The organism is Nonomuraea maheshkhaliensis, assembly GCF_039529435.1.
Classification (GTDB): domain Bacteria; phylum Actinomycetota; class Actinomycetes; order Streptosporangiales; family Streptosporangiaceae; genus Nonomuraea; species Nonomuraea maheshkhaliensis.
This window is the reverse complement of record NZ_BAAAMU010000055.1, coordinates 1-13,119: the sequence shown is the minus strand read 5'-3', so window position 1 is coordinate 13,119 and position 13,119 is coordinate 1. Positions and strand designations below refer to the sequence as shown.

Annotated in this window: 13 protein-coding genes; 3 read left to right on the top strand and 10 right to left on the bottom strand. The window is 69.9% G+C overall.

All coding sequences use genetic code 11. The annotated features are described in order from the left end of the window. Nucleotides 1-150: 150 nt before the first annotated feature. The 5 genes from dapB to ABFX54_RS31160 form a co-directional block, all read right to left on the bottom strand. Nucleotides 151-888 (bottom strand): 4-hydroxy-tetrahydrodipicolinate reductase, encoded by a 738-nt coding sequence (dapB, locus tag ABFX54_RS31180; RefSeq protein WP_346110142.1) that lies wholly within the window; start codon nucleotides 886-888, stop codon nucleotides 151-153. Between the two features lie 35 nt (nucleotides 889-923). Beyond that, on the bottom strand, nucleotides 924-2,234 hold the full coding sequence (locus ABFX54_RS31175; RefSeq protein ID WP_346110141.1) for a M16 family metallopeptidase: 1,311 nt from the start codon (nucleotides 2,232-2,234) through the stop codon (nucleotides 924-926). Further along, nucleotides 2,231-4,561 (bottom strand): polyribonucleotide nucleotidyltransferase, encoded by a 2,331-nt coding sequence (locus ABFX54_RS31170; RefSeq protein WP_346110140.1) that lies wholly within the window; start codon nucleotides 4,559-4,561, stop codon nucleotides 2,231-2,233. Before ABFX54_RS31170 ends, ABFX54_RS31175 begins: the two co-directional genes overlap by 4 nt. A gap of 299 nt (nucleotides 4,562-4,860) precedes the next feature. After that, nucleotides 4,861-5,130 (bottom strand): 30S ribosomal protein S15, encoded by a 270-nt coding sequence (rpsO, locus tag ABFX54_RS31165; protein WP_106235181.1) that lies wholly within the window; start codon nucleotides 5,128-5,130, stop codon nucleotides 4,861-4,863. 207 nt (nucleotides 5,131-5,337) lie between these two features. Then, on the bottom strand, nucleotides 5,338-6,345 hold the full coding sequence (locus tag ABFX54_RS31160) for a bifunctional riboflavin kinase/FAD synthetase (RefSeq protein ID WP_428834596.1): 1,008 nt from the start codon (nucleotides 6,343-6,345) through the stop codon (nucleotides 5,338-5,340). Between the two features lie 35 nt (nucleotides 6,346-6,380). Between ABFX54_RS31160 and ABFX54_RS57110 the strand changes: the two genes are divergently transcribed. The 3 genes from ABFX54_RS57110 (at nucleotide 6,381) to ABFX54_RS31150 (ending at nucleotide 8,176) form a co-directional block, all read left to right on the top strand. After that, entirely contained in the window at nucleotides 6,381-6,572 is a 192-nt protein-coding gene (locus ABFX54_RS57110; RefSeq protein ID WP_428834595.1) for a helix-turn-helix domain-containing protein, read from the top strand. Further along, entirely contained in the window at nucleotides 6,547-7,053 is a 507-nt protein-coding gene (locus ABFX54_RS31155) for a zinc ribbon domain-containing protein (protein WP_428834594.1), read from the top strand. The genes ABFX54_RS57110 and ABFX54_RS31155 overlap by 26 nt, the downstream gene beginning before the upstream one ends. 103 nt (nucleotides 7,054-7,156) lie before the next feature. Then, a complete protein-coding gene (locus ABFX54_RS31150; RefSeq protein ID WP_346110137.1) occupies nucleotides 7,157-8,176 on the top strand; it encodes a TRM11 family SAM-dependent methyltransferase in 1,020 nt (339 codons plus the stop codon). A gap of 46 nt (nucleotides 8,177-8,222) precedes the next feature. Here the strand turns inward: ABFX54_RS31150 and truB are convergent, their stop codons facing one another. From truB to infB, 5 genes are all read right to left on the bottom strand, one after another. Then, nucleotides 8,223-9,095, bottom strand: coding sequence for a tRNA pseudouridine(55) synthase TruB (truB, locus tag ABFX54_RS31145; protein ID WP_346110136.1), 873 nt, complete (start codon nucleotides 9,093-9,095; stop codon nucleotides 8,223-8,225). Beyond that, complete coding sequence (locus ABFX54_RS31140; RefSeq protein ID WP_346110135.1) at nucleotides 9,095-10,147, bottom strand: DHH family phosphoesterase; 1,053 nt, start codon at nucleotides 10,145-10,147, stop codon at nucleotides 9,095-9,097. Before ABFX54_RS31140 ends, truB begins: the two co-directional genes overlap by 1 nt. After that, complete coding sequence (rbfA, locus tag ABFX54_RS31135; protein WP_346110134.1) at nucleotides 10,144-10,614, bottom strand: 30S ribosome-binding factor RbfA; 471 nt, start codon at nucleotides 10,612-10,614, stop codon at nucleotides 10,144-10,146. Before rbfA ends, ABFX54_RS31140 begins: the two co-directional genes overlap by 4 nt. 39 nt (nucleotides 10,615-10,653) lie before the next feature. Then, nucleotides 10,654-10,950 (bottom strand): DUF503 domain-containing protein, encoded by a 297-nt coding sequence (locus tag ABFX54_RS31130; RefSeq protein ID WP_346110133.1) that lies wholly within the window; start codon nucleotides 10,948-10,950, stop codon nucleotides 10,654-10,656. 120 nt (nucleotides 10,951-11,070) lie between these two features. After that, a partial coding sequence (gene infB, locus ABFX54_RS31125) for a translation initiation factor IF-2 (RefSeq protein ID WP_346110132.1) occupies nucleotides 11,071-13,119 on the bottom strand: 2,049 nt, incomplete at its 5' end.

Here is a 13,119-nt window from a genome sequence, read left to right as displayed (position 1 = left end):
ACGATCTCATTTTTCCGGACGAGCTCGCCGCTCATATTAGGGTTGAAGATCGTAGGCCTGGCTGTGCGGAGCCGGGACCCTCTCCTCACCACGTGCCCACGGCCGAATACGGACGTGGGCACGTCGTGTTGGCAGGCGAAAAAGGCCGCGTCAGAGGTCGAGCAGCGGCTCAAGGCCGAGGGTCAGGCCGGGCAGCTCGCGCACCCTGCGCACGCCGAGCAGCACGCCAGGCGTGAACGCCGACCTGCTCATCGTGTCGTGCCTGATGGTGAGGATCTCGCCGTCGCCGCCGAGCAGCACCTCCTGGTGCGCGATCAGCCCGGACAGGCGCACCGCGTGGACGTGCACGCCGCCGACGTCGGCCCCGCGCGCGCCGTCAAGCGCGGTGCTGGTCGCGTCGGGCATCGCCCCGGCCCCGGCCTTGGCGCGGGCCTCGGAGATCAGCTCGGCGGTGCGCCGGGCCGTGCCGGAGGGCGCGTCGGCCTTGTTGGGGTGGTGCAGCTCGACGATCTCGGCCGACTCGAAGTAGCGGGCCGCCTGCTGGGCGAAGTGCATCATGAGCACGGCGGCGATGCCGAAGTTGGGGGCGATCAGGCAGTTGGTGCCGGGCCTCGCGGCCAGCCAGCCGCGCACGGTCTCCAGGCGGCCCTCGTCGAACCCGGTCGTGCCCACCACGGGATGCACGCCGTGGCCGATCGCCCATTCGAGGTTGCCCATGACCACGTCGGGATGGGTGAAGTCGACCACCACCTCGGCGCCCTGGAGCCCCTCGACGGAGTCGTCCTTGTCGAGCGCGGCCACCAACTCCATGTCGGTGGCCGCCTCGACCGCCTTGCACACCTCGACGCCCACGCGCCCCTGGGCTCCGAGCACACCTACCCTGATCACAGGGCGAGCCTATCCCAACCGGCGCGGGCCGCCGTTCACGCGATGGCGTCGGAGAAGTCCTTGTCGCCGTACGGGCCGATCACGGCCAGCGTGAGCGGCCGGTTGAGCACGTCGCGGGCGACCTCGGAGATCTCGTCAGGAGTGACGGCCTCGATGCGGGACAGCACCTCGTCGACCGACATCAGCTCGTCGTAGACCAGCTCGTTCTTGCCGATGCGCGACATGCGCGAGCCGGTGTCCTCAAGACCGAGCACGAGCCCGCCGCGCATCTGACCCTTGCCGCGCATGATCTCGTCGGCGGTGATGCCCTCGGTGACCACCCTGGCCACCTCGTCCCGGCAGATCTTGAGCACGTCGTCGATCTTGGACGGCAGGCAGCCCACGTAGATGCCGAACTGGCCGGTGTCGGCGTAGGCCGAGGTGTAGCTGTAGGCGGAGTAGGCCAGGCCGCGCTTCTCCCTGATCTCCTGGAAGAGCCGGGACGACATGCCGCCGCCGAGCGCCGCGTTGAGCACGCCCAGTGCGAAGCGGCGGTCGTCGGTGCGGGCCAGGCCGGTCGTGCCGAGCACCAGGTTGGCCTGCTCGGTGGGCCGGTCGAGCACCGCCAGGCGGGAGCCCGACGTGGCGCCGGGGCCGCTGGTGCGCGGCGGCGCGAACTCGGCGGGGCCGGTCAGCGCCCCCGCCCGTTCGTAGGCCCTGGTCACCAGCTCGACGACCTCTTCGTGCCGGATGTTGCCCGCGACCGACACCACCGTGCAGCGGGGCCGGTAGTAGCGGTGGTAGTACTCGGCGATCCGCTCGCGCCCGAGGGCGTTGATCGAGTCGACCGTGCCCAGGATGGGCCGGCCGATCGGCGAGTCGCCGTAGAGCGCGGCGGCGAACTGCTCGTGCACCACGTCGGAGGGATCGTCGTCGTGCATGGCGATCTCTTCGAGGATCACGCCCCGCTCGGACTCGACGTCCTCGGCGGTCACCAGCGAGCTGGTCACCACGTCGGCGAGCACGTCGACCGCGACCGGCAGGTCCTCGTCGAGGACCCGCGCGTAGTAGCAGGTGTACTCCTTCGCGGTGAAGGCGTTGATCTCACCGCCGATGCCCTCGATGCTGGCGGAGATCTCCATCGCGTCGCGCGTCGGGGTGCCCTTGAACAGCAGGTGTTCGAGGAAGTGCGTGGCCCCCATGTGCTCGGGGGCCTCGTCACGCGAGCCGATGCCGACCCACATGCCGACCGCGACGCTGCGCACGGTCGGCATGGTCTCGGTCACCACGCGCAGCCCACCCGGGAGGACGGTGCGCCTCACCACCCCGGCTCCGTCCTTGCCGGGGTGGAGCGTGGTCGTCGTCACGAGTTCCGGTCGTCCCCATCGGAGCGGGTGTTACGCACGCGCGTACGGGTGCGCCGGGGCCGCTCGGACCGCTCCTCGGCGGCCGGAGCCGCCTCGGACGGGGCCGGAGCGTCGGAGGCGTCGCCGTCGCCGGCCTTGGCCTCCTTCTCGGCGGCCTCCTTCTCGATGACCTCGACCGGCACCAGGGAGAGCTTGCCCCGGCCGTCGATCTCGGCGATCTCGACCTGGATCTTCTCGCCGACGCCCATGACGTCCTCGACGTTCTCGATCCGCTTGCCGCCGTGCAGCTTGCGGATCTGCGAGACGTGCAGCAGACCGTCCTTGCCGGGCATGAGCGAGATGAACGCGCCGAACGCGGCGATCTTCACGACCGTGCCCAGGTAGCGCTCGCCGACCTCCGGCATGTGCGGGTTGGCGATCGCGTTGATCGCCGAACGGGCGGCCTCGGCGGCGGGCCCGTCGGTGGCGCCGATGTAGATCGTGCCGTCGTCCTCGATGGTGATCTCGGCGCCCGTGTCGTCCTGGATCTGGTTGATCATCTTGCCCTTCGGGCCGATGACCTCGCCGATCTTGTCGACCGGGACCTTGATGGTGATGATGCGCGGCGCGGTCGGGTTCATCTCCGCCGGGGAGTCGATCGCCTCCTGCATCACGTCGAGGATCGCCAGGCGGGCGCCCTTGGCCTGCTTGAGCGCGGCGGCCAGCACGCTGGCGGGGATGCCGTCGAGCTTGGTGTCGAGCTGCAGGGCGGTGATGACGTCCTTGGTGCCGGCGACCTTGAAGTCCATGTCGCCCATGGCGTCCTCGGCGCCGAGGATGTCGGTCAGCGTGACGTAGTTGTCACCCTCGCCGATCAGGCCCATCGCGATGCCCGCGACCATCTCCTTGAGCGGCACACCGGCGTCGAGCAGCGCCATGGTGGAGGCGCAGACCGAGCCCATCGAGGTGGAGCCGTTGGAGCCGAGTGCCTCGGAGACCTGCCGGATCGCGTAGGGGAACTCCTCACGCGTGGGCAGCACCGGGATCAGCGCCCGCTCGGCCAGCGCGCCGTGACCGATCTCGCGGCGCTTGGGCGAGCCCACCCGGCCGGTCTCACCGGTGGAGTAGGGCGGGAAGTTGTAGTTGTGCATGTAGCGCTTGGTCCGCTCGGGGTTGAGCGTGTCGATGACCTGCTCCATGCGCAGCATGTTGAGGGTGGTGATGCCCATGATCTGGGTCTCACCGCGCTCGAACAGGGCCGAGCCGTGCACGCGGGGCACCACGTGGACCTCCGCCGACAGGGCGCGGATGTCCTTGGTGCCGCGGCCGTCGATGCGGATGCCCTCCTTGACGACCCGCTCGCGCATGAGCTTCTTCATCACCGAGCGGAAGGCGCCGGAGATCTCCTTCTCGCGGCCCTCGAACTCGGGCAGGAGCTTCTCGGCGGCCAGCGCCTTGACCTTCTCCAGCTCGGTCTCGCGCTCCTGCTTGCCGGCGATGGTCAGCGCGGCGGCCAGCTCGTTCTTGACCGCGGCCTCGACGGCGTTGAGCACGTCGTCCTGGTATTCCAGGAAGACCGGGTATTCGGCCGTCTCCTTGGCCGCGACCTGCGCGATGCGCGACTGCGCCTCGCACAGCACCTTGATGAAGGGCTTGGCGGCGTCGAGGCCCTGCGCGACGGTCTCCTCGGTGGGCGCGACCGCGCCCTCGGCGACCAGCTTGAGCGTGTCCTTGGTGGACTCGGCCTCGACCATCATGATCGCGACGTCGCCGTCGTCGAGCACGCGGCCCGCCACGACCATGTCGAACGTGGCCCGCTCCAGCTCGTGGTGCGTCGGGAAGGCCACCCACTGGCCGTCGATCAGCGCGACGCGCACGCCGCCGATCGGGCCGGAGAAGGGCAGGCCGGCCAGCTGCGTCGACAGGGACGCGGCGTTGATGGCGACCACGTCGTAGAGGTGGTCGGGGTTGAGCGCCATGACCGTGGCGACGACCTGGACCTCGTTGCGCAGGCCCTTGACGAACGACGGGCGCAGCGGCCGGTCGATCAGCCGGCAGGTGAGGATGGCGTCCTCGGACGGACGGCCCTCACGGCGGAAGAACGAGCCGGGGATGCGGCCCGCGGCGTACATGCGCTCTTCGACGTCGACCGTGAGCGGGAAGAAGTCGAACTGTTCCTTCGGGGACTTCGACGCGGTGGTGGCGGAGAGCACCATCGTGTCGCTGTCGAGATAGGCGACGGCGGAGCCCGCCGCCTGGCGCGCGAGGCGACCGGTCTCGAACCGGATCGTGCGCGTGCCGAATGAGCCGTTGTCTATGACGGCTTCAGCAGTGTGGACACCCTCCACGGGGGACCTCCTTGTGGTCGGTCTCCCGCGCCCTTTTCTCACCGGCACCCTCGTTAGGTGCAGCGCCGGTCTTCGATCGAAGCGCCCGGTCAAGTGTGTTTGTTACCGGAAGCCACTACCGAGGACCGGCCCGCAGGCGTCGCGGGTCGCATGGTGCTGAGCGGACGCGGGGGCTGTGTGTCTCGGATCTTCAGTTGTACGTCAAACGCGGGGCGGTTTCAGCTCGCCACGCGTCCTGACCGTATGGGGTCCTACCCCGATATGAGAAGGGAGCGGCGCGAGCGCCGCTCCCTTTCAGACTATCGGCGCAGGCCGAGCCGCTCGATGAGCGTACGGTAGCGCTGGATGTCGACCTTCTGCAGGTACTTCAGCAGGCGGCGCCGGCGCCCGACGAGCAGCAGCAGACCACGACGGCTGTGGTGGTCGTGCTTGTGCGTCTTCAGGTGCTCGGTCAGCTCGCTGATGCGCTTGCTGAGCAGCGCGATCTGCACCTCGGGCGACCCGGTGTCGCCGTCAGCCGTCGCGTACTCCTCGATGATGGTCTTCTTGGCAGCGGTGTCGAGGGACACGGCTCTCCTTCGATCTACGGACACGCGCGAATGTGATGGAAGCGCGAACGACCGTGCGTGCCTACAGTCGCCGCGTGAAGGCCGTCATGGGCAGCGCGCAGCACCGCCGCTACAGAGCCGACATGCAAGGTTACCACCAAGCGTCCAGTGCTCGGGCGGGGTCGCGACGCGCCCGCGTACAGAGGGCTTACGCGTGCCAGGGCGGGGTCAGCTCGTCAGGCGGCGGGTGGCCTCCACGTCGGCGTGGATCTGGTCGATCAGCGCCTCGATCGAGTCGAAGCGGGTGTTGCCGCGCAGCCGCGCGGCGAACTCCACGGCCACGTGCACGCCGTAGAGCTCCAGGTCGTCGCGGTCGAGCGCGTACGCCTCCACCGTGCGCGGCACGCCCTCGAACGTCGGGTTGGTGCCGACCGAGATCGCCGCCGGCCAGCGCTCCCCCTCGTAGAGGGCGGGCAGGTTGGCCATCGGGACGCACTCCATCCACCCGGCGTAGACCCCGTCGGCGGGGATGGCGGTGTGCTGCGGCGTCTCGACGTTGGCGGTGGGGAAGCCGAGCTGGCGCCCGCGCTGGTAGCCGCGGACGACGACGCCCTCCACCCGGTGCGGCCGGCCGAGCTGCCGCGCGGCGCCCTCCACGTCTCCGGTGGCGATCCGCTCGCGGATCGAGGTGGCGGAGACGTCGTCGAGGCGGGGCACGGTCTCGACCTCGAAGTCGTATTTTTCGCCCAGCGTCCTCAATATCTCCACCCCGCTGCCTTCGTCATGGCCGAACCTGAATTGCTCCCCCACCACGACGACCGCCGCCCGCAGCCGCTCGGCCAGGACGTTCCGTACGAACTCACCAGGATCCGCCGCGCCCGGCAGATCCGGCACCGCGTCGGCCTCGTCGACGCCGAGCCCGGTCAGCAGCTCGGCCCTGCGTCGCGGGCCGGTCAGCACCTGCGGCCGCGCCCCTCGCCGCCCAGCCTCGTCGGGCCGCTCGAACACGACCGCCACGGCACGCAGCCCACGCTCACGAGCGACGGCGACGGCCCGCTCGGCCACCCGACGGTGCCCGCGGTGAACCCCGTCGAACACACCGATGGTGACGACAGACCTCTCCGAACCCTGCACGCCTCGGCCCCATTCGCTCGTTCCCGGATCAACGCGTACAAGCCTGCCATGCGCTCCGGCATTCCCTCCAACCGAGGGGTTGTCAGCTGCTGGCGAAGTCATCGGGCTTCTCCAGCGTCATTGACGACTATTGGTGAGTGAAGATCTCGGAGGAGGCCCGGCGGAATGGGGTCGCCGCGTCTCCGGCACCAGCCGATCGTCAGGGTTACCGAGTGGAGCTGGCTCCGACGGGCGAGCAGCGCGCCCGGCTCGCCCAGCACGCTGGTCTTTCGCGGGTGGTCGAGAAACTTCTGCCTGGAGAAGGTGAAGGCCGCGCTGGAGCAGCGTGAGGCGGAGAGGACCTATGGCATCGGTGATCCGGACCTGACGCCGGTGCCGTGGTCGGCTCCCGCGTGCGGGATCGACCTCGGTGCGAAGACCTTCGCACCATCTCGGACGACGACGGCGCCGTCACCGAACTGCACGCGCCCAAGCCGCTCAAGGCAGCCCTGCGCAGGCTGCGCGAAGCGAACAAGGCGGTGGCGAGAAAGGAACCGGGTTCGGGGAGTTCTCACCTACAAGGCGGGCTGGTACGGATCGAACGTGTGGCCGGCTGATCGCTGGTTCCCGTCCTCGAGACTGTGCGGCGGATGCGGAGCGGTCAACCGGGATCTCACCCTCGCCGACCGGGTGTGGGCGTGCGGGTGCGGTCTCCAGCACGACCGCGATGTCAACGCCGCCCGCAGTTCGCTCAACACCGTGCTGCTCGAACAGAACGCGGCCTGGTTTCATCTGGTTTCACGTCCCCGGGCAGTTCCCCGGAGACGCTGAACGCCTGTGGAGGCGACGTAAGACCCCGAGCGATCGGGGCGGCTGCCGGCGAAGCAGGCAGGAGAATCACTGGGATTTTCTGAACGGACTATCATCGGGCATCATGCCTCGTTACGCGCTACTGATCCTGCCTGCCTTCAACCGGGTCTACGGAGAGAGCTCCGTCCGGCTGACCCGTAACGAGCTGGCCGTCTTCAGCGCGCGGGCCCTCGGCGCCGAGGTGCTGAGCAGCGACGAGACGCGGATCGGCGGCGTCCCCTACGTGACGTTCGAGACCGCGGACCCGCTGAGCGAGGGGGACGTCGCGCTGCTGTCCGACCTCTCCTCCGTCTACGCCGTCTTCGGGATGGAGGGCGAGCTGCTCAGGCCGCTGGCCATGAGTCCGCGCGACCGGCTCAGCAGCGACCTGATCACGATCCAGAAATACGCCGGCAAGACCAACGAGCACTTCACCAAGCTGCTGCTCAACGTCACGGCGCTGGCCCGCGACGAGGGGATGAGCGGGCGGTTGTCGGTGTTCGACCCGATGTGCGGGCGCGGCACCACCCTCAACCAGGCCCTCATGTACGGCTACGACGCCTACGGCATCGACGTGGACGGCAAGGACTTCGAGGCCTACACCGGCTTCCTCAAGACGTGGCTGCGCAACAAGCGGCTCAAGCACACGGCGGAGATCGTGCCGGTGCGCCGCGAGCGGGCCCTGGTCGGCCGGCGGTTCAACGTCACCTTCGGCCTGTCGAAGGAGGCGGTCAAGGCGGGCGACACCCAGCGCCTGACCGTGGTCAACGCCGACACCCTCAAGAGCCGCGACTTCTTCAGGCCGCGCTCGTTCGACATCGTGGCGACCGACGCGCCGTACGGCGTCCAGCACGGCAGCAAGGGCGGCGGTGGGCTGTCGCGCAGCCCGCTGGAGCTGCTCGGCCGGGCCGTGCCGGTCTGGGCCGAGCTGCTACGCCCCGGCGGCGCGATGGGCATCGCCTGGAACACCTACGGCGGCAAGAGCTCCGAGCTGGGCAGGATCCTCACGGACGCGGGCCTTGAGGTGATGGACTATCCCGACTTCGAGCACTGGGTGGATCAGGCGATCGTGCGCGACATCATCGTGGCCCGCAAGCCCCGCTGACCGGCAGCCGACGATCAGCGATCGGCGGAACGTCTGACAGTGGGCGCTAACCGACGAACACGGCGAGCGGCCGCGCCGTCCTGCCCTGCTCCTCCACCAGCGCCAGCAGCTCCCCCTCCGGCCCGAACACCCCGATCGGCCCCGGACCCAGCCCGGCCGCGGGCAGCCGCCCGCCGTGCCCGATGACACGCGCCTCCTCGGCGGTGACGTCCCTGCGCGGGAACGCCGCCGCCACCGCCTCGCCGATCGGCAGGATCACGCACTCCTCGGTCAGCTGCTCGATGCTCCTGGCCAGGGACAGGTCGTACGGCCCGACGCGGGTGCGCCGCAGCCGCGTCAGGTGACCGCCGACCCCGAGCCCGGCGCCCAGGTCGCGGGCCAGGGCGCGGATGTAGGTGCCGCTGGAGCAGGTCACGACGGCGTCCACGTCCACCACGTCGCCTTCGGCCCTGATGTCGAGCACGGCGAACTCCCGTACGGTGACGGGCCTGGCGGCCAGCTCGACCTCCTCGCCCGCCCGCGCCTTCTTGTAGGCCCGCTGACCGTTCACCTTGATCGCGCTGACCTGCGGCGGGATCTGCATGATCTCCCCGGTCAGCGCGGCGACGCCCTTGTGGATCTCGCCGGGCGTGACCGCGGACGCCGAGGCCGTGGCGGTGACCTCGCCCTCGGCGTCGTCGGTGTTGGTGGTGACGCCGAGCCTGATCGTGGCCTCGTAGACCTTCTCGGTCAGCGTCAGGTGCCCGAGCAGCCTGGTCGCCTTCTCCACGCCGATGACGAGCACGCCCGTCGCCATGGGGTCGAGCGTGCCGGCGTGGCCCACCCTGCGGGTGCCCGCGAGGCGCCGCATCTTGGCCACCACGTCGTGGGAGGTCCACTCGCCCGGCTTGTCGACGATGATCAGACCGCTCTCGGCCATCAGGAGACCTTCCTCAGCTCGTGCCGGAACTTCGCCATGGTCTCCTCCGCGGTGTCGTGGGAGGTGTAGCCGGCGGCATTGTGGTGGCCGCCGCCGCCGAGCGCCGTGCACACGGCCGCCACGTCGACGCTGCCCTTGGACCTGGTGGACACCTGCCAGTCGCCCTGGTCGTCCTCCTTGAGGACGACCGCGACCTCGGCCTCGTCGGTGCGGCGCACGATGTCGATGAGCCCTTCCAGCTCGGAGTACGGCAGCCCGTGCTCCGCCCGGTCGACCCGGGTCACGTACGTCCACACCAGGCCGCCCGCGGGCCCGTTCTCCAGCGTCACCCGATCGAGGGCCCCGGCCAGCACCTTGAGATAACCGAACGGCGAGCGGTCCCACAGCTCGCGGGCGATCTCGTCGGTACGCAGCCCGGTCGCGACGAGCCTGGCCGCCATCTGGTGCACGGCGGGCGTGGTCGAGGAGTAGCGGAAAGACCCGGTGTCGGTCACCAGGCCCGCGTACAGGCAGGTGGCGATGTCGCGGTCGAGGCGTCCGCCGAGCCGGTAGACGAGCTGCTCGGCCAGCATGGCCGTGGCCGCGGCCTGGGCGTCGATGAGGCTGAGCGTGCCGAAGCCGGCGTTGGACGGATGGTGGTCCACCACGACGAGCTCGCGCGCCATGGCGGCGTTGGTGCCGAGCACCCCGAGCCGCTCGAACGTCGAGGAGTCGAAGACGATCATCAACTCGGGCGCGGCGGGATAGGCATCCGGCGGCACGAGCATGTCCTGGCCGGGCAGGAAGCGCAGCAGCCGCGGCACCGCGAACTGGCGGTCGCCGAAGGAGGCCACCACGCGCTTGCCCATCGAGCGCAGCACGAACGCGACGGCCAGCATCGAGCCGAGCGCGTCGCCGTCGGGGGTGACGTGGCAGGCCAGCGCGACCTCGTCGGCCTGCCCGATCAGGTGCAGCGCCCGGTCCCACGACGTGGCGGGGATCGGGCAGTCGTCCGTCTGCCCCGCCTCGACCCGGGCCGGGCGGCCGGCCCGGTCCCGAACGTCGGGCGTCACGCCCGCTCTTCCCTGGCGACGTCGGCGCGCTCCTCCGCTTCCTCTTCCTCGTCCGGCTTCCTGTAGGGGTCTGCCTCGCCGGCGTAGGAAGCGGTCTCGGCCTGCCGCGCCACCTCGGCGTCACGCGCCCTGGCGGCGTTGATCAGGTCGTCCAGGTGACGCGCGCTGTCGGGCAGCGGGTCGTGCTTGAACGTCAGCGTCGGGGCGAAGCGCACCCCGGTCTGGCGGCCCACCTCGGAACGGAGGATCCCCTTGGCGCTTTCGAGGGCGGCGGCGCTGTCGGCCCGCTCGGCGTCGGAGCCGAACACTGTGTAGAACACCGTCGCGTCGCGCAGGTCAGCGGTGACACGCGTGTCGGTCACGGTCACGAAACCCAGACGCGGATCCTTGATCCGGCGCTCCAGCATCTCGGCGACGATCTGCTGGATGCGGTCCGCGAGCTTGCGCGCTCGTGCGGCATCCACCATGTTCGCTCCCCCTCACGCACGACCTGGCCGTGCAGTCGTTCAATCTTCGTCGTTGTAGAGCCGGTGCCGGGCCGACAGCAGCTCGATCTCGGGGCGGAAAGCCACCATCCGCTCGCAGGCGTCCAGCACCTCTCTGCAGTTACCCGCGGACGCGGAGACCACCGCGACGCCGACCTCCGCTCTGCGGTGGAGGTCGAGATGGCCGGTTTCAGCCACCGCGATGCTGGGATAACGGCGCTGCAGCTCGGCGATCAGAGGCCGGATGGCAGAGCGCTTCTGCTTCAGCGATCTGACGTCGCCGAGCAGGATGTCCAGGGTGAGAGAACCCACATACATCGTTGGCAACCACCGCTTGACCTGGTGAGGTGGACGCACGCCCGGCCTGCTGCGGTGGGGACCAGGCCAGGGCGTGCGAGAGGCGCCCGGCGGGACATCCGCCGGGCGCCCGGCCGCGTGTCACACGCGCGGCTTCTCCCGCATTTCGAACGTCTCGATCACGTCGTCGAGCCTGATGTCGTTGTAGCCGACACCGATACCGCACTCGAAGCCCTCGCGGACCTCGGTCGCGTCATCCTTGAAGCGACGCAGGGACGAGACGGTCAGGTTGTCCGCGATGACGACGCCGTCGCGGATGACCCTGGCCTTGCTGTTGCGGACGATCACGCCGGAGCGGACCAGCGAACCGGCGACGTTGCCGATCTTCGGCACCTTGAAGACCTCGCGGACTTCGGCGGTGCCCATCTGGACCTCTTCGAACTCGGGCTTGAGCATGCCCTTGAGCGCCGCTTCGATCTCCTCGATCGCCTGGTAGATGACCGAGTAGTAGCGGATGTCGACGCCCTCGCGCTCGGCCAGGTCGCGCGCCCGAGGCTCGGGGCGGACGTTGAAGCCGATGATGACCGCGTTGTCGTCGGCGACGGCCAGGTTGACGTCGTACTCGGTGATCGCGCCGACCGCGCGGTGCAGGACTCGGAGCCTGACCTCGTCGCCGACGTCGATCTTGAGCAGGGCGTCTTCCAGGGCCTCCACCGAACCGGACACGTCACCCTTGATGATGAGCTTGAGCTCGTCGACGCGGCCCTTCTCAAGGTCGCTGAACAGCTCTTCGAGGGTGCGGCGACGGCTCGACTTCGCCATGTCGGCGCTGCGCTTGCGCGCCGCGCGCTGCTGGGCGATCTGCCGGGCCATCCGGTCGTCGGTGACCACGATGAAGTTGTCACCGGCGCTCGGCACGGCCGTCAGACCCATCACCAGGACCGGACGCGACGGCGTGGCCTCCTCGACCGCGTCGCCGTTGTCGTCGAGCATCGCCCGGACGCGGCCGAAGGCCTCGCCACAGACGATGGAGTCGCCGACGCGCAGCGTGCCGCGCTGGACCAGGACGGTCGCGACGGGGCCGCGGCCCTTGTCGAGGTGTGCCTCGATCGCGATGCCCTGAGCGTCCATCGTCGGGTTGGCGCGCAGGTCGAGCTCGGCGTCCGCGGTCAGCAGGATGGCCTCGAGGAGCTGGTCGATGCCCGTGCCGTTCTTCGCCGAGATGTCGACGAACAGCGTCGAGCCGCCGTATTCCTCCGCCACCAGGCCGTATTCGGTGAGCTGGGCCCTGACCTTGTTGGGGTCGGCGCCCTCCTTGTCGACCTTGTTGACCGCGACCACGACCGGCACCTCCGCCGCCTGGGCGTGGTTGAGTGCCTCGATCGTCTGCGGCTTCACACCGTCGTCGGCCGCGACCACCAGCACCGCGATGTCGGTGGACTTGGCGCCTCGGGCACGCATGGCGGTGAACGCCTCGTGACCCGGGGTGTCGATGAAGGTGATCCGGCGCTCTTCGCCCTCGTGCTCGGCCGAGACCTGGTAAGCGCCGATGTGCTGGGTGATGCCACCCGCCTCGCGCGCCACCACGTTGGTCTTGCGGATGGCGTCGAGCAGCTTGGTCTTACCGTGGTCGACGTGACCCATGACGGTCACGACCGGCGGACGCGCGGCCAGGTCGGCCTCGTCGCCCTCGTCCTCGCCGAACTCGATGTCGAAGGCCTCGAGAAGCTCGCGGTCCTCCTCCTCCGGGCTGACGACCTGGATGTTGTAGTCGAGCTCGGCGCCGAGCAGCTGCAGCGTCTCCTCGTTGACCGACTGCGTCGCGGTCACCATCTCGCCCAGGTGCAGCATGATCTGCACCAGAGAGGCGGGGTTGGCGCCGATGCGGTCGGCGAAGTCGGAGAGCGAGGCGCCGCGGGGCAGCCGGATCGTCGCGCCGTTGCCGCGAGCGACCTGCACGCCGCCGATCGCCGGCGCCGACATGTTGTCGAACTCCTGGCGCCGCTGACGCTTCGACTTACGGCCACGCGCGGGACGGCCGCCGGGACGCCCGAAGGCTCCCGCGGTGCCGCCGCCACGACCGCGCCCACCCCCGCCGGGACGACCGCCGAAGCCGCCGCCACCACCGGGACCACCGGTGCCGGTGCGCTGGCCGGTGCCGCCGCCACCCGGGCGACCGGCGAAACCGCC